General features: G+C 67.4%; 27 protein-coding genes. 13 read left to right on the forward strand and 14 right to left on the reverse strand.

Going from position 1 to position 26,649, the window contains the following annotated elements:
• Positions 1-11 precede the first annotated feature (11 nt).
• The 3 genes from ACN8ZM_RS27445 to ACN8ZM_RS27455 all read left to right on the forward strand — a co-directional run bounded on the left by ACN8ZM_RS27445 (position 12) and on the right by ACN8ZM_RS27455 (position 1,563).
• Positions 12-566 (forward strand): protein-tyrosine-phosphatase, encoded by a 555-nt coding sequence (locus ACN8ZM_RS27445; RefSeq protein ID WP_043178289.1) that lies wholly within the window; start codon positions 12-14, stop codon positions 564-566.
• A 338-nt stretch (positions 567-904) separates the two neighbouring features.
• A complete protein-coding gene (locus tag ACN8ZM_RS27450; RefSeq protein ID WP_043178290.1) occupies positions 905-1,237 on the forward strand; it encodes a type II toxin-antitoxin system RelE/ParE family toxin in 333 nt (110 codons plus the stop codon).
• Positions 1,234-1,563, forward strand: coding sequence for a DNA-binding protein (locus ACN8ZM_RS27455; protein ID WP_420211297.1), 330 nt, complete (start codon positions 1,234-1,236; stop codon positions 1,561-1,563). The genes ACN8ZM_RS27450 and ACN8ZM_RS27455 overlap by 4 nt, the downstream gene beginning before the upstream one ends.
• Before the next feature lie 16 nt (positions 1,564-1,579).
• Here the strand turns inward: ACN8ZM_RS27455 and ACN8ZM_RS27460 are convergent, their stop codons facing one another.
• Positions 1,580-3,598, reverse strand: a complete 2,019-nt coding sequence (locus ACN8ZM_RS27460) for an LssY C-terminal domain-containing protein (RefSeq protein ID WP_420211298.1) — start codon at positions 3,596-3,598, stop codon at positions 1,580-1,582.
• Positions 3,599-3,700: 102 nt separating this feature from the next.
• Entirely contained in the window at positions 3,701-4,153 is a 453-nt protein-coding gene (locus ACN8ZM_RS27465; RefSeq protein WP_043178294.1) for a hypothetical protein, read from the reverse strand.
• Between the two features lie 322 nt (positions 4,154-4,475).
• Here ACN8ZM_RS27465 and ACN8ZM_RS27470 point away from each other — a divergent pair, with 322 nt between their 5' ends.
• Both ACN8ZM_RS27470 and ACN8ZM_RS27475 read left to right on the forward strand, forming a co-directional pair.
• Entirely contained in the window at positions 4,476-5,120 is a 645-nt protein-coding gene (locus ACN8ZM_RS27470) for a response regulator (protein ID WP_420211299.1), read from the forward strand.
• Positions 5,117-6,901, forward strand: coding sequence for a sensor histidine kinase (locus ACN8ZM_RS27475; RefSeq protein WP_420211300.1), 1,785 nt, complete (start codon positions 5,117-5,119; stop codon positions 6,899-6,901). Before ACN8ZM_RS27470 ends, ACN8ZM_RS27475 begins: the two co-directional genes overlap by 4 nt.
• A gap of 82 nt (positions 6,902-6,983) precedes the next feature.
• Here the strand turns inward: ACN8ZM_RS27475 and ACN8ZM_RS27480 are convergent, their stop codons facing one another.
• The gene (locus ACN8ZM_RS27480; protein ID WP_230624098.1) at positions 6,984-7,175 is read right to left on the reverse strand and encodes a hypothetical protein; all 192 of its coding nucleotides are present in this window, start codon (positions 7,173-7,175) and stop codon (positions 6,984-6,986) included.
• Between the two features lie 222 nt (positions 7,176-7,397).
• Between ACN8ZM_RS27480 and ACN8ZM_RS27485 the strand changes: the two genes are divergently transcribed.
• Positions 7,398-8,072: a hypothetical protein gene (locus ACN8ZM_RS27485; RefSeq protein ID WP_420211301.1), complete on the forward strand. Its 675-nt coding sequence runs from the start codon at positions 7,398-7,400 to the stop codon at positions 8,070-8,072.
• A gap of 12 nt (positions 8,073-8,084) precedes the next feature.
• Here the strand turns inward: ACN8ZM_RS27485 and ACN8ZM_RS27490 are convergent, their stop codons facing one another.
• The 3 genes from ACN8ZM_RS27490 to ACN8ZM_RS27500 form a co-directional block, all read right to left on the reverse strand.
• Positions 8,085-9,395, reverse strand: a complete 1,311-nt coding sequence (locus ACN8ZM_RS27490) for an MFS transporter (protein ID WP_043178300.1) — start codon at positions 9,393-9,395, stop codon at positions 8,085-8,087.
• Positions 9,396-9,540: 145 nt separating this feature from the next.
• A complete protein-coding gene (locus ACN8ZM_RS27495) occupies positions 9,541-10,557 on the reverse strand; it encodes an ABC transporter substrate-binding protein (RefSeq protein ID WP_420211302.1) in 1,017 nt (338 codons plus the stop codon).
• Positions 10,554-10,703, reverse strand: a complete 150-nt coding sequence (locus ACN8ZM_RS27500) for a hypothetical protein (protein ID WP_301766970.1) — start codon at positions 10,701-10,703, stop codon at positions 10,554-10,556. Before ACN8ZM_RS27500 ends, ACN8ZM_RS27495 begins: the two co-directional genes overlap by 4 nt.
• A gap of 140 nt (positions 10,704-10,843) precedes the next feature.
• Here ACN8ZM_RS27500 and ACN8ZM_RS27505 point away from each other — a divergent pair, with 140 nt between their 5' ends.
• Entirely contained in the window at positions 10,844-11,509 is a 666-nt protein-coding gene (locus ACN8ZM_RS27505; protein ID WP_011356119.1) for a response regulator transcription factor, read from the forward strand.
• Positions 11,496-12,917: a sensor histidine kinase gene (locus tag ACN8ZM_RS27510; protein WP_420211303.1), complete on the forward strand. Its 1,422-nt coding sequence runs from the start codon at positions 11,496-11,498 to the stop codon at positions 12,915-12,917. The genes ACN8ZM_RS27505 and ACN8ZM_RS27510 overlap by 14 nt, the downstream gene beginning before the upstream one ends.
• Before the next feature lie 37 nt (positions 12,918-12,954).
• On the opposite strand, the gene ACN8ZM_RS27515 is transcribed toward ACN8ZM_RS27510, so the two are convergent.
• The 6 genes from ACN8ZM_RS27515 to ACN8ZM_RS27540 all read right to left on the reverse strand — a co-directional run bounded on the left by ACN8ZM_RS27515 (position 12,955) and on the right by ACN8ZM_RS27540 (position 19,577).
• Positions 12,955-13,401, reverse strand: a complete 447-nt coding sequence (locus tag ACN8ZM_RS27515) for a hypothetical protein (protein ID WP_420211304.1) — start codon at positions 13,399-13,401, stop codon at positions 12,955-12,957.
• A gap of 160 nt (positions 13,402-13,561) precedes the next feature.
• Positions 13,562-14,503: a helix-turn-helix domain-containing protein gene (locus ACN8ZM_RS27520; protein ID WP_420211305.1), complete on the reverse strand. Its 942-nt coding sequence runs from the start codon at positions 14,501-14,503 to the stop codon at positions 13,562-13,564.
• Positions 14,504-14,901: 398 nt separating this feature from the next.
• Positions 14,902-15,666 carry an ABC transporter ATP-binding protein gene (locus ACN8ZM_RS27525; protein ID WP_420211306.1) on the reverse strand — a complete coding sequence of 255 codons (765 nt, stop codon included), beginning with the start codon at positions 15,664-15,666 and terminating at the stop codon, positions 14,902-14,904.
• Positions 15,663-16,520: an ABC transporter ATP-binding protein gene (locus ACN8ZM_RS27530; RefSeq protein WP_420211307.1), complete on the reverse strand. Its 858-nt coding sequence runs from the start codon at positions 16,518-16,520 to the stop codon at positions 15,663-15,665. The genes ACN8ZM_RS27525 and ACN8ZM_RS27530 overlap by 4 nt, the downstream gene beginning before the upstream one ends.
• An 11-nt stretch (positions 16,521-16,531) precedes the next feature.
• The gene (locus ACN8ZM_RS27535) at positions 16,532-18,343 is read right to left on the reverse strand and encodes an ABC transporter permease (protein WP_420211308.1); all 1,812 of its coding nucleotides are present in this window, start codon (positions 18,341-18,343) and stop codon (positions 16,532-16,534) included.
• Positions 18,344-18,383: 40 nt separating this feature from the next.
• The gene (locus ACN8ZM_RS27540) at positions 18,384-19,577 is read right to left on the reverse strand and encodes an ABC transporter substrate-binding protein (RefSeq protein WP_011356128.1); all 1,194 of its coding nucleotides are present in this window, start codon (positions 19,575-19,577) and stop codon (positions 18,384-18,386) included.
• Between the two features lie 355 nt (positions 19,578-19,932).
• On the opposite strand from ACN8ZM_RS27540, the gene ACN8ZM_RS27545 reads away from it, so the two are divergent.
• From ACN8ZM_RS27545 to ACN8ZM_RS27560, 4 genes are read left to right on the forward strand one after another with little or no spacing between them, the layout of a single operon-like run.
• Positions 19,933-20,955, forward strand: coding sequence for a LysR substrate-binding domain-containing protein (locus ACN8ZM_RS27545; protein ID WP_420211309.1), 1,023 nt, complete (start codon positions 19,933-19,935; stop codon positions 20,953-20,955).
• Positions 20,952-22,385: an NAD(P)-binding domain-containing protein gene (locus ACN8ZM_RS27550; protein ID WP_420211310.1), complete on the forward strand. Its 1,434-nt coding sequence runs from the start codon at positions 20,952-20,954 to the stop codon at positions 22,383-22,385. Before ACN8ZM_RS27545 ends, ACN8ZM_RS27550 begins: the two co-directional genes overlap by 4 nt.
• Before the next feature lie 45 nt (positions 22,386-22,430).
• Complete coding sequence (locus ACN8ZM_RS27555) at positions 22,431-22,961, forward strand: CMD domain-containing protein (RefSeq protein ID WP_420211311.1); 531 nt, start codon at positions 22,431-22,433, stop codon at positions 22,959-22,961.
• Positions 22,958-23,551 carry a peroxidase-related enzyme gene (locus ACN8ZM_RS27560; RefSeq protein WP_420211312.1) on the forward strand — a complete coding sequence of 198 codons (594 nt, stop codon included), beginning with the start codon at positions 22,958-22,960 and terminating at the stop codon, positions 23,549-23,551. Before ACN8ZM_RS27555 ends, ACN8ZM_RS27560 begins: the two co-directional genes overlap by 4 nt.
• A 114-nt stretch (positions 23,552-23,665) precedes the next feature.
• Here the strand turns inward: ACN8ZM_RS27560 and ACN8ZM_RS27565 are convergent, their stop codons facing one another.
• Both ACN8ZM_RS27565 and ACN8ZM_RS27570 read right to left on the reverse strand, forming a co-directional pair.
• Positions 23,666-24,208 (reverse strand): methyltransferase family protein, encoded by a 543-nt coding sequence (locus ACN8ZM_RS27565; protein WP_420212680.1) that lies wholly within the window; start codon positions 24,206-24,208, stop codon positions 23,666-23,668.
• 585 nt (positions 24,209-24,793) lie between these two features.
• Positions 24,794-25,225 (reverse strand): Lrp/AsnC family transcriptional regulator, encoded by a 432-nt coding sequence (locus ACN8ZM_RS27570; protein WP_006479718.1) that lies wholly within the window; start codon positions 25,223-25,225, stop codon positions 24,794-24,796.
• 293 nt (positions 25,226-25,518) lie between these two features.
• On the opposite strand from ACN8ZM_RS27570, the gene ACN8ZM_RS27575 reads away from it, so the two are divergent.
• Positions 25,519-26,598 (forward strand): ornithine cyclodeaminase, encoded by a 1,080-nt coding sequence (locus ACN8ZM_RS27575; RefSeq protein ID WP_043178323.1) that lies wholly within the window; start codon positions 25,519-25,521, stop codon positions 26,596-26,598.
• Positions 26,599-26,649: the final 51 nt, after the last annotated feature.

Below are 26,649 nucleotides of genomic sequence, written 5' to 3' on the forward strand. Positions count from 1 at the left end.
GCGGAGACATCATGAAAAGAAGGCACACCCTCAACACGCTGGCACTGCTCTGTTGCGTCGGCATCCAGTGCGCGACTTCGGCGTTCGCCGACGAGCCGAAGAAGGTGGCGTTCGTCGACACCGGCAACACCGGGCGTAGCGTGATGGCCGAAGCGATCGCCGGCCAGTTGATCGCGCAGCGCCACGCGCACATCGCGGTGATTTCACGCGCGGTCGACGAAGATCCGTATGACGAAAAGCCGGAAGAAAACGGCGTAATCCTGATGAAGCGCCGCGGCATCGACACGTCCGCGCACCGTTCGGTGCAGTTGAACGCGAACGACATCAAGCATTCCGACGTGATCCTGACGATGACCGACAAACACAAGGAGAAGGTGCTCGCGCTCTATCCGTCGGCCGCCGGCAAGGTGTTCACGCTCGCCGAGTATGCGTCCGGGAAGCACGTCGACGTGCCCGACGCGTGGGGCAAGCCGATCGACTTCTACGAATCGGTCACCGCGCAGCTCGACACCTACATCCCGGCCGCGCTCGACAAGGTCGCGACGGCCGCGCCGGCGAAGCAGTAATGTCAGGAGGCCTGTCGGCTCGCCGGCGCCGACAGGTTTGTTGTTCACGTCGCCCCCCCATGCACCCCACCCATCGCACGCGCCCGTCACTGGGCCATTGACTTTGGCCATCCGGCCGAATCGTCACCCTACGCACCGGATGAAAGAATGATCGTCGTCCGGAAAGCCGGCTTCACCGCCTGACATCCCGCACTTCGAAGGCACCGCATGCGCGGCAACGTGCGCGGTGTTGTGTGTCGCCCCGACTCCACAATGCGCGCACGCCCTCGCGCACACCACCCGGCAGCTCGCACGACCATCTCATTTACCCTTCTCTTATTTGTAGCTTATAAGTTACAATGCTATCCAAGTTCGAACTTCTTCGCTATCAACGTGACGACGGTCGCGAGCCCTTCACCGAATGGTTGAACGCCGTGCGCGACAAGGTTGCACAGGCACGGATTCGCGAACGCCTGCGCCGCGTGCAGACAGGCAACTTCGGCGATTGCGAGCCTGTCGGCGAAGGCGTGATCGAACTGCGCGTCCACGTCGGCGCCGGCTATCGCGTGTATTTCGGGCGGTACGGTGGCGCACTGGTGCTGTTGCTTTCAGGTGGCGACAAAAGCAGTCAACCCGACGACATCAGGCGCGCCAAGGAACACTGGTCGAACTGGAAACGGAGGCAAACATGACCAAGCTCAAAGGTGCGGTGTCGCACCACGACGCGGAAGTCGCCGAACTCGGCGCCGACCGCGAACTCGCGGTGGCCTATCTGCGCGTCGCGATGGAGTCGCTCGACGATCCCGACAACCGCGCGGCCGGCCTGCTCGCGCTGCGCACGGTCGCGGAAGCGTACGGCGGGCTCGGCGCCGTCGCGGCCGAAGCCGGCATCAGCCGCGAATCGCTGTATCGCACCCTCTCCCCCAACGGCAACCCGACGCTGAAAACCCTGCTCGCGGTACTCAAGACTGTCGGCCTGCGCCTGTCCGTCGTCCCCGCACAGCAGGCGCACGCGTAAGCGGCGCACCGCCCGCTCACGGCCGAACCATCCACACCAGCAGCATCTCCGCCGGCGCGGCCGTCATCCCCGCCGGCGGATGCTCGATCGTCGGCTCGACCGCCAGCGCTTTCGCAAGCGTCGCCGCATCGTCGATCGTCGTCGTGCGCACGATCGTCATCAGCCGCGCCGGCCGGTGCAGCGTCTCGCGGTACAGCGCGCCGTACCACAGCGGCCGCATGCCGAGCGCGTCCTGCAACACGTACGGATAACGCCACAGCCGCAGCACGAGCCGGCTTTCCGGCTGGCCCGGATCGATGCGCACGAACACGCGGCGCGTGCTTTCGCCGTGCGTGTAGCGCGGCAGCACGGGCAGCGTGTCGGCCGGCGCCTGCGGCAACAACCAGCGCAGCGCGGTGGCCGGCGACCACGGCGTCGCGCGCTGCCAGCCGGCCTGCGCGAGATGCCGGTCGAGCGTGTCCGACGTCGCGCTCCATTGCAGCGGCAGATATTCTTCGCGGTCGCCGCCGATCTCGGTACGCCGCACCGGCACGCGCTGCCACCCGCCGCGCAGCCACTGGTCGACCGTCATCGCGACCACGTCGCCGACATGCGGGCGCGCCGCGCGGTCGAGTTGCCATTGCGCGGGAACCGTCCATACGCCAGCCGTCGCGAGCACCACGGTCACCGCGATGAGCGCCCCCCTCGGCTGCACATGCTCGCGCACGCGCCAGTACGCATACGCGCCGGCGAGCAGCGCGAACCACGCCAGCCCGAGGGTCCAGCCACCCAGCAGGCCCGACAGCCACGTGTCGCCGACATACAGCCGCGCGAAACCGCCGAGCACGATCCACAGCACCACCGCCGTCACGACCGGGATCCGCCACAGCGCGGGCCGGTCGCGCGTCAGCACCCAGCCGAGGCCGCTGCTCGCGAGAATCGCGAACGCGGCTTCCGCATCGGGCAGCGGCACGTGCAGCGCACCGGGCGGCAGGCTCGCGGGCGTCGCACCGGGCACGCCCGCGCCGAATACCGGCACGAGCACGACGGCAACGCCGACCGTCACGAGCCACCACGCGGCCGTCAGCCAGCAGCGATGGATCATCAGCCAGACGAGAAACGCGGCCGCGACGATCAGCCCCGTATCGTGCCCGTGCAGCACGGCCAGCGCGCGCATCGTCGCGTCCACCGGTGGCGTGCGCAGGTTCTGCAGGAACGCATACAGCGCGATGTCCGCGTGCATCAGCGGATCGTTCGCGACGACATCCTGCACGAGGCCCGCGAACAGCCATACGCAGCCGATGAACAGCAGCGCGAGCACGGGCACCGCGCCCGGCAGCCCGCGCACGTAAGCAATCGCGTCGTGCAACCGCGCGCCGAACCGCGGCCAGCGGCGCGCGCATGCGTGCACACCTTCGACGAGCGCGCGGCGCAGCAGCGGCCAGCCGCGCCGCAGCGCGACGCGCACGCCGATCCACACGAGCGCGACCAGCGCCGCGACGACCAGGAGGATCACGGCGACCCGCACGCTGATCGCCGCGGCCAGCGCGGCCGACGCCCCGAACAGGATGCCCGGCGCGACGTGCACGGGCGCCCAGATGAGCGCCGAGATGACGTTGACCGGATAGAACGACCGGCGCGGCAGCGTCGCGCAGCCGACGACGACCGGCACAACCGCGCGCACCGGCGCAAGAAAGCGCGCGAGCACGATGCTCTTCATGCCATGACGCAGCACGAACTCCTCGCCGCGCGAATAGGCGGCCGCATAGCCGAAGCGTGCCCACGCGTTGCGAATCACCCCGCGATAGTGCCGCCCGAGTTCGTAGCTGATTCCGTCGCCGACCACGGCGCCGACCGCCGCGACACCGATGGTCGTCCAGCCGTCGAGCGCGCCCGCGCCGATCAGCGCACCGGCCGCGAACATCACGGCGCCGGCCGGCACGACCGTGCCGATCAGCGCGATCGCCTCGGCGCAGGCCGTCACGAACACGATCGCGAGCACGAGCAGCGGATGCGCGCCGATCGCGCCGATCCACGCGTGGATCGTGTCGCTCATCGCACGCTCCACGGCGGGGCAGCCCGGTGTGCGAACACCGGGCCGGCGATGGCAGGGGGAACGTTCATCGGGCGTTGCGCGCGGTCGCGCCGGCGTGACGGGTCAGTCGAACTCGTGCTGCCGCGCGTCCGCCTCGAGCGGCGCGTCGTGATAGCCGACCGTCGCGATCTCCTGCAGATAGCGCGCGAGAAACGCGCCGATCGATCCGGCGGCCTCGTACTGATGCACATGGCGGAATTCGTGGGTCAGCAGGCGGCGCGTATCCTGGCCGCGCAGCACGTACACCGCATGACCGAGCGTGAGCCCGATCGTGCCCGGCGACAGCAGCCCCGTGTCGCGGGCGATCGCAGCCAGAGAAGGCATCTCGGGGAACGGCATGCGGTCGACGATCACCACGCGGATCTGCTCGGGCTGCGCGACGCCGACCGTGCGCGCGTCGTCGGCCTGCACGGGCGTCAGCGGTGCGCCCTGCGCGATCCCGCGCGCCGCCTCCGCTTCGGCCCATGCAACGGCGGCGGGCAGTGCGGACGGCAGGATATCGGCAAGATCGATCATCGGGGGGCTCCTCGGGCGGTTGTCGTGGCATCGGGCACCAGTTTAGTCCCGAATCGGGGCGACTCGCGGGGCGGCTCGCGACACGTCGCGCCGTTCTGTCCCGGTTGCTGTACCCATCAGGGAATACCCTGATCCACACCCGCTTCGCCGCGTACCTTTTCCCTGGGATTATTTCGTTTCAGTACACATTCCGCGATCGACTATCTCGAAAATTTCCCGGATGTGTACCGTTTTCGGATTCGGCGGAATATATTGATCGGAAGAACAGCCGCGGCGACCACCGGACAACGGTGCGCGGCGTCATCCCGAAGAGGATCGCTAGATGATCAGGGTAATTCTGGCTGACGATCACGCAGTCATGCGGGACGGACTGCGTCACATCCTGGAAACGGCCGGCGGTTTCGAAATCGTCGGCGAGGCGAGCGACGGCTCGGCCACGCTCGCGCTGGTCGAGCGCGGCGCCGCCCACGTGCTGCTGCTCGACCTGTCGATGCCCGCGCCGACCGGCATCGAGCTGATCCAGCTGGTGAAGCGCCACGCGCCGTCGCTGCGCACGCTCGTGCTGACGATGCACGCGGAAGCGCAGTACGCGGCGCGCGCGTTCAAGGCCGGCGCCACCGGCTACCTGACGAAGGACAGCGCGACCGCCGAGCTCGTCGAGGCGGTCGGCAAGGTCGCGGCGGGGGGCGTCTACGTGAGCCCGTCGGCGGCCGAAAGCCTCGCGCTGACGCTGCGCGCGCCGGCCGCGGCGCTGCCGCACGAACGGCTGTCCGCGCGCGAGCTCGACGTGATGCGCCGCATCGTCGCGGGCCAGACCGTCACGCAGATCGCGACCGAACTCGCGCTGAGCGCGAAGACGGTCAGCACGTACAAGACACGGATCCTCGAGAAGATGGAGCTGCCGCACGAAGCCGCGCTGATCCGCTACGCGGTGCGCCACGACCTCGACCCCGGCGGCGACGCATGACCGCCGCCCTCCGCGTCCCGCCCCCGGACGACGACACCCCGGACGCGTCGCGCCTGTTCATGTCGTCGCTGCCGCCGGGCCGGCGCGAACGGCGGCTCGCGCTCGCGACCGTGCTCGTGTCCGCCGTGATCTTCGCCGCGCTTGCGCCGTTCGCGAGCAGACCGCTTGCACCGGGCTGGGCGTTCATCCCGGTGTACCAGTCGGCGATCGTCGTCAACGACATGGTGACGGCCGGCCTGCTGCTCGGCCAGTACGCGATCCTGCGCGAGAAACCGCTGCTCGTGCTCGCGGGCGGCTACCTGTTCACGGGCTTCATGGCCGGCACCCACATGCTGACCTTTCCCGGGCTGTTCGCGCCGACCGGCCTGCTCGGCGCCGGCGACCAGACCACCGCGTGGCTGTACCTGTTCTGGCACGGCGGCTTTCCGCTGGCGGTCGCCGCGTACGCGCTGCTGCGCGCGACATCGCGTGCGGCCGGCCCGATCCCGGCCCCGCAGCGCCGCGCGGCGATTCCCGTGGTGCTGTGCATCGCGGCCGCGATCGGCGCGACGGCCGTGCTCGCGCTGCTCGCGACGGCCGGCCACGACCTGCTGCCGCGCATCATGAACGGCAACCGGATGGCCGCGACGATGACGAACGCGATCACGATCGTCTGGGGGCTGAACCTGGTGGCGCTGATGCTGATGTGGCAGCGGCGGCGGCGCCATTCCGTGCTCGATCTGTGGGTGATGACGGTGCTGGTCGCATGGCTGTTCGACATCGCGCTGTCGTCGATGCTGAATCACGGGCGCTATGACCTCGGCTTCTACGCGGGGCGCGCGTACGGCCTCGTCGCGTCCGGCGTCGTGCTGTTCGCGATGCTGTTCGAGAACGGCCGGCTGCATGCGCAGACGGTGCGCGCGCTGGCCGGCGCGCGCTACCAGCACCTGCTCGTCGTGCAGAAGAGCGCGCAGCTGAACGACGCGAACGAACGGCTCGAACAGCGCGTCGCCGCGCGCACCGCGCAACTGAGTGCGTCGAACCGCGACCTGCGGCGCGAAGTCGAGGATCGCGTGCGTGCGGAGCGCGCGCTGCAGGCGTCGCGCGAGGAGCTGCGCGAGATCGCCGCGATCAGCGCGAGCGCACGCGAAGCCGAGCAGCGCCGCATCGCACGCGAGCTGCACGACGAACTCGCGCAGACGCTCGCGACGTTGAAGAACGACCTCGAATGGCTGATCGACCGCGTGCCGCAGGACGATGCGCTGCTGGCGCGCAAGATCGCCGCGATGCACGCGCTGGCGCGCGGCGCGGTGGCCGCGACGCGCCGCATCGCGTCGGACCTGCGCCCGCTGATGCTCGACGATCTCGGCTTCGCCGCGGCCATGCAATGGCTCGTGGAAGACTTCCGGCACCGTCACGGCATCGAATGCACGCTGCATGTCGACCCGCCCGAACTGCAGCTCGACGAGCCTTACGCGACCACGGTGTTCCGCATCGCGCAGGAAGCGCTCGCGAACGTCGCGCGACACGCGGCCGCGTCGCATGCGAGCGTCGAACTCGTGCATGCGAACGATGCGATCGCGCTGACGATTCGCGACGACGGCGCGGGGTTCGATCCCGGCGTGCCGCGCAAGTCGGGATCGTTCGGGCTGGTCGGGTTGCGCGAGCGCGCGTATCTCGTCGGCGGCACGCTGCGGATCGCAACGACGCTTGGCGAGGGGACGACGGTCGAGGTGGAGATTCCACTGTCGCATGCGCAGGTGACGGTTGCGCATGGCGGGGATGGGGGGCCGCGCGGATAGGTGGGCGAAGGCAGTGGCGCAGGTGGTGCCGAACAGTGGCAATCGCTGCCAGCCCGGTAAAGTATGAGCCTGGTCAGCCGACTTAATCGACGGCCTTTGTCGCGCGTGCCGCTTCCAGCATGCGCTCGAGTTCTGCAAGGACGTGCGCGGCATCGATGTACTCACCGGTCCGCCGCGCCTCGTCACGCGATGCCAGGCCACACGCGACAAACTCGCGCTGCATGCGTCGACGTGAAATGCCATCGCACAACATATTCATGGTCGTCGTTTTCATTGCCAGCTCCATACGCCATACCTGCGACGCATCGTAACGCATCGGCAGGATGCGCAAAGTGTCAGCCTGCTGAACGCGACGCATGCACTGCATGGTTCTGCTCGGCCGCCAGCCGGCCCGTGGCAACATTGCCCGCATGACCTGCTTCGGGACAACGCTACAATTTGTCAACGTCCCGCATCCCTCTCGCGCCGACCGCTCCGACCTCGCGCCGCCATCACAATGAAAACCCTCTGCAGCTACGTACTCTCCTTCTGCGCGGTCGTGGCCGGCTGGCTGGCCGTATCGCTACTGTGCTGGCCCATCCTGCTCGCGCTGCAGGCCCTGACGACGGCCGTGTTCATCCCGCATCCGTCTGGCAGCTACATCGCGCTCGGGTTCGTGTCGACCGCACGGTTCCTCGACTTTCCGACAACCTTCATCGCCGCCTGTTCGGTGCCGTTCATGAACATGCCGCTCGGGTTCATCGCGATCGCGTGGTGGTTCGCCGCGTGGCTGATCGTACCGTCCGCCTACCGGCACTACCGCACCAAGCCGCGCGGTCGCGCATCACGGGCCGTCGTGTGGCGCGCAGCGCGCCGGGGGCTGGTCACGACCGCCGTGCTGTTCCTCATCGCGATACCGTTCCTGCGGCGCTACGAGATCGTCACGCCGGATCACCTCTACGTCCGGCACCTGTTCGACTGGCACGAGCGCGCGTATCCGCTCGCCTCGCTGAAGGAGATCCACGTGGCCGATCCCGACACCAACCACATCATCACGTGGGACTTCATCTTCGACGGCGACAGGCGCTTCACGACGACCGCGCCGGACATCGACGCGCTCAAGTACCTGCTGTCGAACACGCACGCCTCGGCCAACTTCTCGTTCGTCGGGGACCAGTTGACGATCCGATGAGGCCGCGCGCCGTCACGCCCGTGCCGCCACCATCCCCCGCTCCGACCGCGTCCACGCGACCAGCGCGCCGATCCCGAGCAGCGCGAGACACACGATCGGCACGATCATCGGCCCGAACGCGGTGCCCGTCACCTTGCCGGCAAACGGCATCAGGTTCTGGCTGAAGAAGCCGCCGAGGTTACCGATCGAGTTGATCGCCGCGACGCTCGCCGCCGCCCGCGCGCCGGTGAAGTAGCGCGGCGGCATCGACCAGAAGCACGGATACAGCAGCGGGATGCACGCGCCGCCGAGCACCAGCGCGATGAAGCGCAGCGGCGTCGACGGCAGCACGAGGCTCAGCAGGAAGCCGAGCGCGCCCAGCGCCGCGACGATCGCGATCGTGCGCAGGATGCTCTTCGCGCGGCGCAGTTTCGCCGGCAGCCACAGCAGCAGCAGCACCGCGAGCGCCCACGGCAGCATGCTCAGGAAACCGTTCGTGGTGCTCGACACGCCGAACGACTTCACGAGCGTCGGCAGCCAGTACGTGACGCCGTACAGCGACGTCGACATCAGCATGTAGGTCGCCGCGAACAGCATCACGCGCGGATCGAGCAGCGCCTTCCACGGCTGCCCATGCTCGGCCTGAGCGGGCTTCTCGCGTTCGAGCGCGGCCTCGACGATCTGCTTCTCGCGGTCGTCGAGGAAACGTGCATCGCGCACCGAGGCGGGCAGCACGCGGAACACGACGACCGCGACGATCACCGCCGGGATGCCCGTCGCCACGAACACCCACTGCCAGCCCGCGAGCCCCCACACGCCGTTCAGGCTCAGCAACACGCCGCCGACCAGCGAGCCGAGCATGTTCGCGAGCGCGCTGCCGAGCGTGAAGATGCCGAGCACCTTTGCGCGATAGCTTTGCGGAAACCACAGCGTCAGGTAGTAGATCACGCCGGGATAGAAACCGGCCTCGGCGATGCCGAGCACGAAGCGCAGCGTGCAGAACGCGGGCATCGACGTCGTGAAGCCCATCAGCACCGTGATGAGCCCCCACGTCAGCATGATGCGCGCGAGCCACACGCGCGCGCCGTAGCGATGCAGCGCGAGCGTGCTCGGCACCTCGAACAGCAGGTAGCCGATGAAGAACAGCGACGATGCGAGCCCGAACGCGGCTTCCGTCATGCCGAGGCTGTGCACCATCTGCAGCTTCGCGAAGCCGACGTTCTGCCGGTCGATGAACGCGATCAGGAACATCACGACGAGGATGGGCAGCAGGCGCCGCGCCATCTTCGACATGATGCGCTGCTCTTCGGCGGACGCGGGGTCCAGGGTGTCGGTGGCGTTCACTTCGGGCTCCTTGCGTGAATCGGTTGCATAGCGGTTACGTACCGGTTGGATCGGGGTTCGATCGGGGTTGGATCGGGGTTGAGTCGACACCGCGCGCGACGATCGCGCGCGGCGCGGGGTGTTTCGATGAAAGGGCGCGGCGATATCAGCCCGACCGGTAGACGTCGAGCATCGGTGCGAACATCTCGTGCCACGCACGCGGCTTCGCCTTGATCGTGCCGGCCAGGTACAGGAATTCGACGTAGTCCATCAGCTGGTTCGGCAGCACCGAGAAGCGCGTGTCGGGCGCGGCGAGCATTTGCATCACGTCGTCGTGCGACACGCCGACGCCCGACGATGCCGCATACAGCGTGGCCGCCGCGCGCGGATCCCGCGCGATCAGGTGGTTCGCTTCGTCGAGCGCGCCGAGAAACGCGACGGCGAGCGCGGGCTCCGTATCGACGAGCCGCTTCGGCGCGAATACGACGTCGTGCGTCAGCGGGCCCAGCACATCGACCGAATTCACGACGCGGTGAATGCCCGGCTGCCGCAGCTCGAGCGTCGAGAACGGCGGCGACGTGAAATGCGCGGTGACGCCGTTCTCGTGGCGAATCAGCGCCTGCATCGCCTGCGGATGCGGCAGGCTCACGGTGATCGAATCGAGCTGCGCGAAATGCGCAGGGCCGAGCTGCTTGCTCGCGACCATCTGCAGCACCACCGCCGACAGCGACGTGCGGATGCCCGGCACCGCGATCCGGTCGGCCGGCGTGAAGTCGCGCAGCGACACGAGGCCCGGGCGGTTCGTGTTCAGCGACAGCGACGTGGTCGACAGCCCGCTGATGCCGATCACCTCGACGTTCGGAATGCCGCGCGCCCGCGCCCACAGCTCGATGAAACCCGGCGCGCCGGCGCCCGCGAAATCAAGCGTGCCGGCCATCATCGCGTCGTTGACGGAATTGCCGCCATCGAGCAGCACCCAGTCGACCGCGACATCACGCACGCCGTGGCGCGCCGCATGCTGCTCGAACAGCCGCTGCTTCTCCATCACGAGCAGCGGCAGGTACAGCACGCCATAGCCTTTGGAAATCCGTACCGTGCGCGGCTTCGCACGCACGAGCGACGGCGCGGCCAGCGCGCCGAGCCCCGCGGCGATCAATGCGCGACGGCGTTGCGACGTCGTCATGCGGCGGCCTTCCCGGCACGCGCGTCACGAGCCGCGAGCGCCATCGCACCGGCCGCCATGAGGTTGCGGCCCGCTTCGCCACGCTGGCGAGCGCAAGCCGGCGGCGTGCTGCGCCGCGCGTTCGTCGCGCCCGTTTGCTGCTGCATGTTGCCGTCTCCTGTGGTTCTGGTATTAATGGCCGTCCTTGCAACTTCCGGCTCGACACAGGTTATCGAGCGAGTCTGAGAAAATGCTGACATCCCGGCCCCGGGAAAACCCCTAACCCACCCACCTGCGAAACGGCACCATGCGCATTCTCGTCGTGGAGGACGATGCCGAAATCGGCGCGGCGATCCGCAACCGCCTCGCGCGGCTCGGCCATGCCGTCGATCTCGAAACCGACGGCGCGACCGCGAACGGGCTGCTGCGCGTCGAACGCTTCGACCTCGTCGTGCTCGACGCGAACCTGCCCGGCATGGACGGCTTCACGGTGCTGCGCCACCTGCGTGCGTCGGGCAGCACGACGCCCGTGCTGCTCGTCACCGCGCGCTCGGCGATCGACGACCGCGTGAGCGGCCTCGGCCTCGGCGCCGACGACTACCTGGTGAAGCCGTTCGACTACCGCGAGCTCGATGCGCGCGTGCAGGCGCTCCTGCGCCGCAACAGCGGCCATGCGAACGACGTGCTGACGCTCGGCGGCCTCGTGATCGATCGCAGCAGCCGCCTCGCGGAACTCGACGGCCAGCCGCTGTCGCTGTCGCGCCAGGAGTTCGCACTGCTAGAAATCCTCGCGAGCCGGCCGCAGCGGATCTTCTCGAAGGACGAACTGCTGAACCAGCTGTTCAGCTTCGGCAACGAGCCGACCGCGAACGCGGTCGAGCAGTACGTGACACGCGTGCGCAAGAAGCTGCAGGGCAGCTCGGTCGAGATTCGCACCGCGCGCGGGATGGGGTATCAGATTGCGGCGCACTGACTGGTTCCCGAAGACGCTGTTCGGGCGCACGCTGCTGTTCATCGCGCTCGTCGTCGCGACCGGCGCGCTCGCGCTCGCGGCGATCGCGCGCTACTACGCGGGCGTCGCGGCCGACCGCGCGTACGACCAGTTGCTTGCGGGCGCATCGATCCAGGTCGCGGAAAACCTCTACGTGCAGGGCGGCGTGCTCGCGCTGAATCCGCCGGTGGCCGCGCTGTCGACGCTGTCGCGCTACGACCTCGTCTACTACAAGGTGGTCGATTCGCGCGGCATCGTCGTGGCCGGCTACAACGATCTCGCGAGCCCCGCAACGCTCGCCGCCGCGAAACAGGGCCCCGCGTTCGCGAACGGCATGTACCAGGGACACCGGATCCGCACCGCGACCATCGCGCGCTACATGCCCGAGGAAAGCACGCCGGGCTGGGCGCTCGTGACGGTGGCGCAAACCACCAACGCGCGCCAGCAACTCACGAACGACATGAGTTTCAAGGTGTGGACGCTGATCCTGCTGATGAGCGTGCTCGCGATCGGCGCGAGCGGCCTCGCGATCCGGCGCGGCCTGCGCCCGCTCGCGCAGATCGGCACGATCATCGCCGCGCGCGACCCGGCCGACCTGCGGCCGGTGGCCGTCGACACGCCGAGCGAGATCGACGCGATCATCGGGTCGATCAACGGGCTGATGCACCGCCTCGCGGAGCGGATCAACGCGATGCAGCGCTTCATCGCCGATGCCGCGCACCAGATGCGCACGCCGCTCGCGCGACTCGACGCGCAGATCGAGCTGCTCGACGGCGAAGCCGATCCCGCGCGTCACGCGGCGCGGCTCGACGCGCTGCGCGCGACCTGCTCGGATGTCGGGCGGCTCACCGGCCAGTTGCTCAATCATGCGATGGTGATCCATCGCACCGAAGCCGTACCGCTGCAACCCGTCGAACTCGTCGCGCTCGCGAAGGACGTGCTCGGCCGCGCGATTCCGCTCGCGGGCGAGCGCGATGTCGCCGTCGCGTTCGCGAGCGACACGCCGCTCGCCTGGATCGACGGCGATGCGATCAGCCTGCAGGAAGCGCTGTCGAACGTGCTGCACAACGCGCTGCTGCATGGGCATGCGGACGACATCGTCGTCTCGGTCGCGACGCAAGGCAACACCGGCGATGCGGTGACGCTGACCGTCGCCGACAACGGCCGCGGGATTCCGCGCGAACATTGGGACGCGGCGCTGCAGCCGTTCGTGCGGATCGCGCCGGACGGCAGCGAGCGGCGCACCGGGTCAGGCCTCGGGCTCGCGATCGTGCAGGAAGTGATGAAGGCGCATGGCGGGCGCATCGGGTTTGCGTTTCCCGAGGCGGGCGGGTTCGCGGTGGTGCTGACGTTTCCGCGCGCGGCGGGCGGCGGCGCGGCGCAGCCATGAGCCGACGATTCCGCACCGGCTCATGTACGGCAGGCGCTCAATCGTCGCTGTCGTCGTCGACGCGGTTGCGCTCCGCATGCTGCGCGACCAGCCGGTCCAGCTCGTCGTACTGACGATCGCAGAACAGCCGGCACAACGCGTCGACGTCCGCGCGCGTATCGACGTCGATCGTGTCGACATGCTGCTCCAGCTTGCCCTTGCCGATCCCGAAAAGCCCCTTCTTCATCCGCATGGAGACGGCATTCAGCTGGAAGCCGTCCGCCTGCGCGTCGCTCAGCGCGGTCACCCACAATTCCCGCTGATCGTCGGCATGCTGCAGCACGAGGGCCGGCAACGGGCCTTCCTGCGTATCGTCCCATTCGGCATGCTGCGCGACCCACGGGAACGCGTCGAACGCTTGCGTGAACGATGCGTAATCCGTCGCACCCTGCGGATCCAGCTGATCGAATGCGTAGCCGACTTTCTGAACGGAATAGGTCAACATGGTTTGGCACCCCGTGGAGTTCAATGTCTGAAGAACGTTAATCTACCCAGAGTTGCAGCGCTTCTCTATCTCTGCCCCGCACGAGACCAAGCTAATGTTCTTGGCCCAACAGGGCGCACATTGACCGGTAATACCTCACAACCGCACCCAGCCTACGTCCTTATTCGGCCGACGCATCATCCATTGCCTCGAATCCCGCTTCTCGATACTTATGTTTGGGTACGTAGAGGTAGTCAATTTCGGCAGACGCAATAAAAACTGTCCGATGGTATCCCTCTAACGGAAGGTAGATCATGGGCTCAAAATCTTCATCGTCTTCGACGGTCGTCAACACTGAATAGACGACATCAGCTTCCCCAATATATTCGCGGCGATGCTTTCCCGACGACATCTGCCACGTAATTGTGGTGGCCCGTTCAAGAATAGCTTGACTTCTTTGAGCAGCGTCAGACTTCGCCTTCTCGCGGTCACCTTCATCGATTTCACCGCTTTGGACCAGCTTATCCAAGTCCTGATCTGTCAAATAAAAATTGTCCAGTACTTCTGAAATACGCTCTGAGCTCAGTTCATTTTCAAGAAATTCGGGCATCTCCGCATGCTCAACAATTGTCCAAAAATCATCGTCCGGAAGAATACCCAGATGATCATCATAGTCATCGGGTCCGTAGGTATCGTATGCCTCACTCGAAAAGTAGATATCCTCAACTGCCTCGCGTCGAATAAACACCACCCTATTGTCTAGAGTTTCGACTACCAAGAACTTTCGAAGCTCGAACAACTGTCGGTGCAAGCTACTGCGTGCCGCTTCAGAGACGGGAAGTAAGATTCCCTTCGTTCTGAAATGAAACGCAACCTCACCAAAAAAAGTCCGATCGTCTGGGACCTCCTCCTTGATGCCAAACAAATCAAATGGAGCTCGCTTTCCTAGAAGCTCGTCCACGGTAACCGAAAGAACGCGTGCAAGCTTCTTCACTTTTGCTGTCGGTACCGGCGTGTTGCCGGATTCCCACCGTTGGTAGGTAGGCTGACTGACACCCATCGTCTCGGCTACTTCGGCCTGTGTAAGCGCTGCTGCAAGCCGCATCTTCTTCAGTGGAGGCATGACGGTTCTCACAAGAAATATACGTATAATATATACTCAACGTATATTTCATTGCAAGCGCTCGATATCCTGGTCCCGGTAAGGCAATCAGACCTGCAATCTGGAGATAGCCAAGATGTCCCCGTTTCCTGCATCGCGCCTTGAGCGAAAGCGATACTCTTAGATGGCTACGCCTTGTGAGTCGGCAACAAATACACGTGTCGGTATTGACGAACCCGTCGATCAGCCGGTTCGCGCCGAGCATGTGATCGCAGTGCTCGAGCGATTCGGCATGTAGCTCGGCGACGATGTGTCGACGTCAATCGTGTCGGCATGCTGCGCCGCCCACGGAAATATGTCGAATGCCTGCGTGAACGACGGGTAATCCGGCGTGCATCGCAATTTTTTGCCACGCCCGCTCACGCCGCCACCGCCTCCCCGCCGAGATACGCATCGCGCACGCGCTCGTCGTCGAGCAGCGCCTTCGCGGGCCCTTCGAGCACGACGCGCCCCGTCTGCAGCACGTACCCGTAATGCGCGATCTCCAGCGCGAGGCTCGCGTTCTGCTCGACCATGAACACGGTCACGCCCTGCCGGTTGATCGCGTCGATCAGCTCCAGCACCTTGTCGACGTAGAGCGGCGACAACCCCATCGTCGGCTCGTCCATGCAGATCAGCTTCGGCCGCGCCATCAGCGCGCGCGCCATCGCGAGCATCTGCTGCTCGCCGCCGGACAGCGTGCCCGCGCGCTGCGTCAACCGCTCGCGCACACGCGGAAACAGGTCGAGCACGCGTTCGTAGTCTTCCGCCACCGCCATGCGGTCGCCACGCGTGTACGCGCCCATCAGCAGGTTCTCGCGCACGCTCATGTCGCCGAACAGCCGCCGCGCCTCGGGCACGGCCGCGATCCCGCGCCGCACGCGCTGCGGCGTCGCGAGCGCCGTCACGTCGTCGCCGTCGAAGCGCACTACGCCGCGACGCGGACGCATCAGCCCGAGAATCAGCTTCATCGTCGTCGACTTGCCGCTCGCGTTGCCGCCGAGCAGGCTGACGATCTGCCCGCGGCCGACTTCGAAGTTCACGTCGAAATGCACCTGCACCGGCCCGTAGAACGTATCGAGGTGTTCGAGTTTCAGCAGCGCGTCGGTCATGGTCGTATCGGATCCGGAAGAAAGTGCGGTCATGCGGCCGCCTGTGCCGCACGTTCGGCCGGCGCGCCGCCCGCGTGGCGGCGGCCGAGGTACGCCTCGATCACGCGCGGATCGTGCCGCACGTCACGTGGCGCGCCTTCGGCGATCTTCACGCCGTTGTCGAGCACCATCACGCGGTCGGACACGCGCATCACGAGTTCGAGCTTGTGCTCGATCAGCAGGATCGTCAGGCCGCGCGCCTTCAGCGACTGGATCAGTTGCAGCATCTCGGCCGTCTCCGTCTCGTTCATCCCGGCCGTCGGTTCGTCGAGCAACAGCAGGCGCGGATGCAGCGCGAGCGCGCGGCCGATCTCCACGCGCCGCCGGTTCGCATACGACAGGCTGTGCGCCGGATGATCGATGCGCGGTGTGAGCCGCTCACCGAACCCGGCGACGATCGCGCGCGCCTCGTCGCGCAGCGCGGCCTCCTCGCGCCGCACCGCCGCGGGCCGCACGAGCGCGCGCAGCACCTCGGCCGCCGCGCCGATGGCGGGCCAGCCCGGCCGTGCCGCGCGCAGCCGCGCATGCGCGCCGATCAGCACGTTGTCGAGCACGCTCAGGTTGCCGAACACGCGGCCGTGCTGGAACGTGCGCGCGATGCCGAGCGCCGCGAGGCGTTCGGGCGCCGTGCCCGTGATGTCGCGGCCGTCGAACGTCACGCGGCCGGCATCGGGCCGGTCGGCGCCCGCGATCAGGTTGAACAGCGTCGACTTGCCTGCGCCGTTCGGCCCGATCACGCTCAGCAGCTCGCCGTCGGCGAGCGTCAGGCTCGCACCGTCGAGGGCGGTCACGCCGTCGAAGCGGCGCGTCAGGCCCTGCACGTCGAGCAAGGGTCGATGGGTGGTCATCGCTTGTCTCCTCACACCGTGCCGAGCAGGCCCTGCGGCCGGAACCGGACGAGCAGCAGCAGCACGAGGCCATAGATCAGCATCCGGTAATCGGCCGCCCAGCGGAACAGTTCGGGCAGCCCGATCAGCGCGATCGCGCCGGCGATGCCGCCGAGCACGTTGCCGAGCCCGCCGAGGATCACCATCGTCAACGCGAGGATCGACACCTGCGAATCGAAGGTCTGGTGATTGATGTAGCTGTACAGGTGCGCGGCGATCCCGCCGCTCACACCGGCCGCGACGCCGCCGACCGCGAACGCGATCGCCTTGTAGCGGTTCGGCGCAATGCCGTGCGCGCGCGCGGCGACGTCATCCTCGCGCACCGCGCGCAGCGTGCGGCCGAGATGCGAGCGCAGCAGCCGCACCTGCACGAGCGCGAACACGACGAGCACCGCGAACGTGAACCAGTACGCGGCACGCGCGGTCGTCGCCCACGGCAGCGGCGCGATACCGGTGATGCCGAGCGGGCCGCGCGTGAGGCCGTCCCAGTTCAGGATCACGAGACTCACCACTTCGCCGATGCCGAGCGTCGCGATCGACACGTAATGCCCGCGCAGCCGGAATGCCGGATAGACGAGCAGCGTGCCGAGCACGGCCGTGATCACGCCCGCGCACGGAATCGTCACGGCCGGCGACCAGCCGAGATCCGACGACAGCAGCGCCGACGCATACGCGCCGATCACGAGCAGCGCCGCGTGGCCGAGCGAGATCTGCCCGACCGTGCCCGCCACCAGCGTGAGGCTCAGCGCGAGCAGCCCGTACAGCCATGCGTTGGTCAGCGTCTGCAACACGTATGGCGACGCACCGAGCCATGGCAGCACGGCCGCCAGCACGATCAGCGCGACGAGTAGCGGGCGCGGCACGCGCACGGCCTTCGCGGCCGCGAGGAAGGTGCCCGTCATCGGCTCGGGCGGCAGCGCGCGGTTCGCGCTGAACAGCCCGTTCGGCCGCCACACGAGGAACACGATCAGCAGTCCGAACGCGAACAGGTCGCGGTAGCTCGTGCCGAACAGCGCGACGCCGTAGCTTTCGACGAGACCGAGCAGCAGGCTGCCGGCGATCGCGCCCGGCACGTTGCCGAGCCCGCCGATCAGCAGCGCGACCACGCCCTTCAGCGTGGCCTGGAAGCCCATCGCCGGATCGATGCTGTTGTAGTACATGCCGACCAGCAGCCCGCTCACGCCGCCGAGCGCGCACGCGATCGCGAACACGGTCTGGTTCACGCGGTCGACGTCGACGCCCATCTGCAGCGCCGCATCGCGATCCTGCGCGGTCGCGCGCACGGCCCAGCCGAGCCGCGTGAAGCGCAGGAAGCCGTACAGCAGCGCGGCCGCCGCAATGCCGATGCCGGCGATCAGCAGGTCCAGCGAGCCGAGCGTCGCGCCGGCGATCCGCAAATGCCAGTCGGGCAGCGGCGTCGGCACCGCGCGCGGGTCCGCGCCGAATGCGAGCTGCGCGAGCTGGTCGAGGATGAAGCTGATGCCGATCGTCGCGAGCAGCGGCGCGATGCGTGCCGCGTGGCGCAGCGGCCGCAGCCCGATCCGTTCGATTGCGACGCCGAGCGCGCCGCAGCCGACCACGACCGCCGCGAGCGCGACCGGCAGCGGCAGCCCGAAGCGCGTCAGGCACAGCCAGCCGATGAACCCGCCGACCATGTAGACCGAGCCGTGCGCGAAATTGATCAGGTGCGACACGCCGAAGATCAGCGCGAGCCCGACCGCGAGCAGCGCGTAGATGTTGCCGACGATGAGGCCGTTGAGCGTGTAGTCGAGCCAGGAAGCCATCACGATGCGTCCGTTGCGTGCATGCCGTTCAGGGTCGGGGTCAACGTGCGGCGAGCTGCGGTTTCGCGCCATCCCACAGCGCCCACTGCCCCTGCTTCACGACCAGATACACGGTGCGCGCGCCCGCGACGCGACGCGTCTGCGGATCGAAGCGCACCTTGCCGAAGATCACGCTCGGCACGTCGCTGATTTTCGCGAAGCCGTCGTGTGCGGCCTGGCGCGTCGTGCCGTAGCGGCGCAGCACCTCGGCCGACAGGATCAGCGCGTCGTACGCCCGCGCGACGAACGAATCGGGATCGGCATGGAATTTCGCGCGATAGCGCTGCACGAACGCCTGCACCTCGGGGCGCGGCTCGGCCGGGAAGAAGTTCGATTCGGTATAGACGCCATCGACGGCCGCGCCGCCCAGCTCGAGGAATTTCGGCGAATACACCGAGCCGACCGCCGCGATCGGCAGCGTGACGCCCGACGTGCGCGCCTGCCGCACGATCTGCGCACCGTCCGCGTAGTACGAGATCAGCACGATCGAATCGGGCTTCGATGCGCCGATCCGCACGAGCGTCGAACGGAAATCCTTCTCCGTCGGCTGATAGCCTTCGGCCGCGACGACCTGCGCACCGAGCCCGGCCACCGCCTTCGCGAAGATGTCCTTGCTGGTGCGGCCCCAGTCGGTGTTCAGGTACAGCACCGCGATCCGCTTGAAGCCGAGTTCCTTCACCGCGTAGCGTGCGAGCAGCGGCTGCTCCTCGGCCTGGCTCAGCGCGGTGCTCCACAGATAGTCGCCGCCCTTCGTGAAGTCCGGATGCGAGTTCGTGAAGCCGAACTGGATCAGCTGCCCGCGCTGGTAGATCGGCGACGCGGCCATCGACGTCGCGCTGGAGAAGTCGCCCAGCTCGATTGCGATGCGCGGATCGGCGACGAACTTCTGTGCGATCGCCACCGCCTGGCGCGGGTCGCTGCGGCTGTCCTGGAAGTCGACCGCGAGCGGACGGCCATGAATGCCGCCGCTGCCGTTGATCTCGTCGAGCGCGAGATCGAAGCCGCGCTTCCATTGTTCGCCATACTGCGCATCCTGGCCCGTGAGCGGCCCGCTCACGCCGATCACCACCGGCTCGCCCGACACGCCCGCCGCGAGCGCGCCGCCCGTCGACAAGCCCCATGCGGCAGCGAGCGCCGCCACCGTGCCCAGCACGCGCCGCCATGCGCCGCGTGCGTCGTTCCCCGAAACGTTCATGCGTCCCCCAGCTTCAGTCAGTCGAAAAGAGTGAGGGCATGTAACCATCCGGTTCAGGACGATCCAACGAAGTTTTGCGCATATCGATATCGTGCGCGGCGCGAAGCGGGTGAGGGTCGCGAACGGCCACCCGCAGGTGCTGCACCGCGCGATGTATCGGCTCGCATCGCATCACTTTGATTCGATTGGCGTTTCGTTCGCGTCACCCGTCTCAACCCGCGCGGACGCACGCACAACCGGCCATCGCGACGATCGGGCGTTTCGAAGTTTTCACGCTGTCGATAGCAAAAATCATTATATGAATCGCGCATGCTCGCCCTCCTACAATGCGCAAATCGCATCATCGGAACGCGTCATGGAGCTGCATCAACTCGAAGCCTTTTCCGCGGTCATGTCGGCCGGCAGCGTGACCGGCGCGGGCGAGCTGCTCGGCCGCTCGCAGCCGGCCGTCACGCGGCAGATCCAGGAGCTCGAAGCCGATCTCGGCTACGCGCTGTTCGACCGGCACGGCCCGCGCGTCACGCCGACACGGCGCGCGTTCCTGCTCTATGAGGAAGTCGAACGCTCGCTGGTCGGCCTGCGTGCAATCGAGGCACGCGCACGGGCGCTCGGCGATGCAACCGCCGAACCCGTCCGCATCGCGGCGACGCCTTCGCTCGCGGCCACGCTCGTGCCGGCCGCGCTCGCCGCATTGCCCGATGGCGCGCAGGCGCCGCACTACCAGTTGCGCAGCGAATCGGCCGAGCATGTCGTGCACGAAGTGCTGGCCGGCACGGCCGATGTCGGCGTCGTCACGCTACCGATGGCGCATGCGGGGCTCGACGTGCACTGGATCGCGCAGACGCCGTGCGTCGCCGTGCTGCCTGCCGGCGACCCGCTCGCGGCGCAGCCGCGCATCGCGCTGCGCGATCTCGCGCGCCGCCGCATCGTGACGGTCGCGAACCGGCACCGGCTGCGCCAGCGGATCGACGCGGCCTTCGCGGCCGCGCGGGTCGACGCACGCGTATTCATCGAAACCAATGCGTCGTTGAACGCGGTCATGGCCGCACGCGCGGGCATCGGGATCGGCATCGTCGATCCGGCGACGGGCGTCGCGCTGCCGGTGGCCGGTGTCGTCGCACGCCCGCTCGACGTCGACATCCCGTTCGCGTTCGGCGTCGCGACGCCGGCCGGCAAGGCGCGCACGGCGGCCATCGATGCGCTGCTCGACACGCTGCACCGCACGACGCGCGCACTGCTCGACGACGTGACCTTTCACGAAGCCGCCGCGCACGACGCGCTGCTGCGCGGCGACCGGCTGCGCACCGAGCGCCCGCCACGCCCGTCACGTACGACACGCACGACACGGTCGCGCCGCACACGCCCGGAGGCCGCATGACGACGCCACTCGACGCACTCCACGCACTCGAAGCCCGGCTCGCGCAAGACCTGCGCTGGCTCGACCTGCCTGCGCCGTCGTGGGTGCCGCCGCGCGACGCGGACGGTACACGCGTGCTCGACGTCGCGATCGTCGGCGGCGGCATGGCCGGGCTCGCGGCTTCCGCCGAACTGCGCCTGCTCGGCATCGACAACCAGTGCGTGATCGACCGTGCGCCGGCCGGCTACGAAGGGCCGTGGGTCACGTTCGCGCGGATGGACACGCTGCGCTCGCCGAAGCAGCTTGTGGGCCCCGCGCTCGGCCTGCCCGCGCTGACGTTCCGCGCGTGGTTCGAGGCACAATACGGCCGCGACGCATGGGACGCGCTCTACAAGATTCCGCGCACGCAATGGATGGACTACCTGCGCTGGTACCGGCGCGTGCTCGACCTGCAGGTGCGCAACGACACCACGCTCGTCGCGCTACGTCCGCGCGACGACGGCCTGCTCGCGCTCGATGTGCGCGGCAACGGCGAAGCGCAGACGCTGCTCGCGCGGCACGTGGTACTCGCAACCGGCCGCGACGGGCTCGGCGGCCCGTATGTCCCGCCCGTCGCGCAACGTGCGCCGCGCACGCGCTGGGCCCATTCGTCCGAGCCGATCGACTTCGCGGCGCTCGCGGGCAAGCGCATCGGCGTGGTCGGCGCGGGCGCATCCGCGTTCGACAATGCGGGCACCGCGCTCGAAGCCGGCGCCGCGCGCGTCGACCTGTTCTTCCGCCGCGCGGACATTCCGCGCATCAACAAACTGACGGGCATCGGCAGCCCGGGGCTCGTGCACGGCTACGCCGATCTCGACGACGCGACGAAGTGGCGCTTCATGCACTACGCGCTGACGTCGCAGACGCCGCCGCCGCGCGACAGCGTGCTGCGCGTGTCGCGCCACGCACACGCGCATTTTCATGCGGGCAGCCCGATCGAGACGCTCGCCGAACACGCGGACGGCCTCGACGTGACGACACCGCGCGGGCGTTACACCGTCGACTTCCTGATCTTCGCGACCGGCTTTCATTCGGACTGGACGACCCGCGCGGAATTCGCGTCGTTCGGCGCGCAGGTGCGGCGCTGGAAGGATCGCTATCGAGCGAACCCGGACACGTGGCTCGACGAGCTCGCCGAATCGCCCGATCTCGGCCCCGCGTTCGCGTTCCAGGAGCGCGAGCCCGGCACGTGCGCGGCCATCACGCGGATCCACTGCTTCAACCATGCGGCAAGCCTGAGCCACGGCAAGCTGTCCGGCGATATCCCGGCCATCAGTGCGGGCGCGCAGCGGCTGGCGCGTGGCATCGCGAGCCGGCTGTTCGACGCCGACTGCGACCGCCACTACGACGCGCTCGTCGCGTATGCCAATGCGGAACTGCAAGGCGACGAATGGCGCGACGCCGATGCGTAAGCACGCGTCCATCGATCACATTGACGACGAAGGGAACCCGAAACGATGACTGAATCCATCACGCCGGCCGATGCGCCAGACACGATCGACGCGATCGCCGGCCTGCGCGACGGCGACGCGGTCGCTGCACTGCGCCGCGCGCGCGACAAGGTGCTGCTGCATACGCGGCTGAGCGAAGCTGCGCTGTTCGATCCCGCGCTGCCGGATCTTTCGTTGATCGAACGATTCCATGCGGCGCGCTATGTCGCAGAAAAATCGAACGCACGCGTGCTGGCAGATACCTATCGCGCACGACTGGTCGACGCAGGCGGCACGCTCGACGATATCGCCCGCGCGGACGCCGATGCGTTTGACCTGCTGCCTCGACGCATCGGCGCGATCCTTGCACATGCGCGACTGCTGACGCTCGCCCCTGTCGACGCGCGCCCGTCCGATCTCGACGCGCTGAAGTCGGCCGGACTCACGACGCCCGCGATCGTCGCGCTGTCGCAGCTCGTGGCGTTCGTCGCGTATCAGTTACGTGTCGCCGTTGCCGCGCAAGCGCTTCAGGCACGTGCCGCCACGGAGGCCGCATGACGACGACCACCCACGGCTTCACGTCCGACACGCTCGGCTGGCGTGCCTGGCTCGACACCGTTTCGCTCGATGCCGCGACGCCCGACCAGCTGGCCGTGCTCGAAGCGAGCCACCCGCACGCGAAGACGTCCGACTATTACCTGCTGCTCGTCCATCTTCACGAGATCCTGCGGCAACGCTCGGGCGTGTTCAACGCGATCATGTACGGCCCCGGCGGGTTGTCGCGCGCGGAGCGCGAACTGGCCAGCACGGCCGTGTCGCGCGTGAACGGCTGCGTGTATTGCGCGTCCGTGCATGCGCAGCGCTTCGCACAACTCGCGAAACGCACCGACGCGATCGAGCAGGTGTTCGACGATCCGGCGACGGCCGGCACGACGGCGCGCGAGCGCGCGATCATCCGTTACGCGATCGCGCTGACGGAGCGGCCCGATACGGTCGACGCGCGCGATATCGCCGCGCTGGAAGCCGAAGGGCTGACCCATGAGGAGATTCTCGACCTGTCGCACGCGATCGCGATCTTCGCGTGGGCAAACCGGTTGATGCTGACGCTGGGCGAGCCGGTGTTTCCGGAGCCGGCGGCGCTCGCCTGACCCTGCCGCGCGATTCGCCACCTGATTCGACGGAAACCGGCGCACGACGCTGCGCCGGCCCCACGCTCACGAGGCTCATCCACGATCAGGCAGGGCGAGCGTTCGGCATGCCCGTCAGAACACGCCCGGAATCAGCCGGTACCGAACCCGGGCCCGGTACGCACGATAATCCGCGTCGTCCGACAACAGGCGCTCCTCCAGCAGGATTCTCCCGATCTGCAACACCATCCAGACGCCGATCGTGATCAGGTTTCGGGTACTGAAGTTGGCGAGCAGGAAACCGATTTCAGACAGTAGATAACCGGCGTAGATCGGGTGACGCACGAAGCGGTACGCACCGGTCGAGACGACGCCCCGATTCGCCGGCAGCAGACCGAACGAGCGCCCCAACGACAGCTTGGCGAACAATTGCAATGCAATTCCGGCAATTTGCCAGGCGCCCCCGGCCCACTCCGGAATCAGTTGCGTGCTGGCGGTCAGCTGATACGCGAGACAATAGAACGAACCGGCAAGCGAAAAAAACACCGCGACGGGATGCCAGTCCCGCTGCCTCGGCAAGTTCGCAAATGCCGACAATCCAACGGTCAGTACAGCAGGGACCAACAGCAGGATCAGCGTGATCCGGCTCGTATCCAGTCGCCACTGCAAATAGAGCATGTAAGCACACACGCCCAGCACCGTCACCGACGACACGCGAGCGCCAAGCTCGATCAGACTGATCCCCTCTGATTCCTCTCGTATAGCCGTAGCGTGTACTGCCGGCGTACTTGACGTGCACGTTCCCCGTCCCCCTGCGTCCTTTATCGCCTGTGCCATGTTATTGATCTGTAATTTATTAAGGGCTTTTTGTATTACTTTGCATTACCGATTCAGACTAGCATGCCCGATCGATCAACGAGGGCCAAAGTTTTGACTTTCTGACGTTAATTAGCGTAATTCCCGAGCCATCGGTCAAATAGGGATGCCGAAGCAAGATGGCGCGCTGCCGGCCCGGCGGTTCGTGGCTCGTATCGCGCGTCGCGCGGACAGGATCATCTCCGTCGTGCGGCAAACGATTGGCTGGTACGCCGAGTGAAACCGGCCCGCTTTCAGCTAGCCATGTCGCGATCGAAATGGAATTCGGACAACGGCGCGACGCGGCACCTTTCGCGCCGGCCGCTTTGATTCACAGCCGCTACGTGGCCAATCTATCCGCGGCCGAGCCCTTCGGCAGCAACGAGGTCAGCTCGGCCCCGCCCTCCGTCACGCCTTGTGCGTCGACAGCAGAATGCTCGTCTCGGTATTGGCGATCCCGTCGATCAGCCGAATCGCGCCGAGCACGCGGTCGAAGTGCTCGAGCGAATCGGCATGCAGCTCGGCGACGAGATCCCAGCGCCCGTTCGTGCTGTGGATCGACGCGACGTTCGGATGCCCGCGCAGCACCTTCACCACTTCCGCGCCGCGATTGCCCTGCACGGCGATCGACATCAGCGCGCGGATCCGGTGCCGTTCCGCCGCCGGCTTGAGCCGCACCGTATAGCCGACGATCACGCCGTTTTTCTCCAGCCGCGTCAGCCGGTTCTGCACGGTCGCGCGCGCGACGCGCAATTCCTTCGCCAGCGCGACGACCGGCAGTCGCGCGTTGTCGCGCAGCAGTGCGATGAGCTGCCGGTCGACGTCGTCGAGCGTGATCATGAGCGGGCTTTCCTGTTGAGCGTGAACCGGCCGCCAGCGTGCCGGAGGCTGTGCATTCTGGCCACTGCGACTTAGTCAAATTGCCGGATCGGGCCAGCATTTTGGCAAGTCTATCGATAAATCTGCCACTTTTGCCGTCTTTTTGTTGGCTCGACTCGCGGAAATAATGACTCTATCGACCGGCCGCACCCGCCGTGCCGCCGCTTTCCAGGCAGCCCGAGCCGAAGCACCGCCCGGTCGACCAGAACGCCAGGGACACCCGTACCGGCACTGAGAATACTGGAGACAAACGCATGACCCGCTTCCTCGACGTTCCCGCCACCGCCCGACTGATCGCCAGGACCGGCGTCACGACGTTCCTCCGCGAGCTCGTCGACACGCTGCGCGCCGATTACCTGCACTGGGCCGACTTCGACAAGTCGCCGCGCGTCGCGTGCCACTCGCGCGACGGCGTGATCGAGCTGATGCCCGTCGCGAACGCATCGCTGTTCGCGTTCAAGTACGTGAACGGCCACCCCGTCAACGCCGCGCGCGGCATGCACACGGTGATGGCATTCGGCGCGCTCGCCGAAGTCGATACCGGCTACCCGCTGCTGCTTGCCGAACTCACGCTGACCACCGCGCTGCGCACGGCCGCCACGTCGGTGCTCGCGGCGCAGGCGCTCGCACGCCCCGACTCGCGCACGATGGCGCTGATCGGCAACGGCGCGCAGAGCGAATTCCAGGCGATCGCGTTCCACACGCTGCTCGGCATCGACGAAATCCGCGTGTTCGACGTCGATCCGCGCGCGACCGACAAGCTCGTGCAGAACCTCGCCGCGTACCCGGCGCTGCGCGTCGTGCGCGCCGCGTCGACCGCCGACGCCGTGCGCGGCGCCGACATCGTGACGACCGTCACCGCCGACAAGGCGTACGCGACGATCGTCACGGCCGACATGATCGAGCCCGGCATGCACCTGAACGCCGTGGGCGGCGATTGCCCGGGCAAGACCGAACTCGAAGCGGGCGTGCTGCATGCGGGCCGCGTGTTCGTCGAATTCGAGCCGCAATCGCGCATCGAGGGCGAGATCCAGCAGATGCCGGCCGACTTCCCCGTCACCGAGCTGTGGCGTGTGCTGCAAGGCGAGACGACCGGCCGCGAACGCGCGGACGAAGTCACGGTGTTCGACTCGGTCGGCTTCGCCCTCGAGGATTACTCGGCGCTGCGCTACCTGCATGCGCTCGCCCAGCAGCACAACGCGGGCGTCGAGATCGCGCTGATTCCGCCGGCCGTCGACCCGAAGAACCTGTTCGCGCTGATCGACGACCCGGCCGCGATCGCGCAGGGTCACGCGGCGTACGTCACCGAAGCCGTCGCCGCGTTCGCGCGCTGACCGCGATGCCCGGGCGGCCCGTGCGCCGCCCGGTTTCCAGCCTTTCGTCCT

The sequence above is a fragment of the Burkholderia aenigmatica genome (genome assembly GCF_048627025.1).
In the GTDB taxonomy this organism is placed as follows: domain Bacteria; phylum Pseudomonadota; class Gammaproteobacteria; order Burkholderiales; family Burkholderiaceae; genus Burkholderia; species Burkholderia aenigmatica.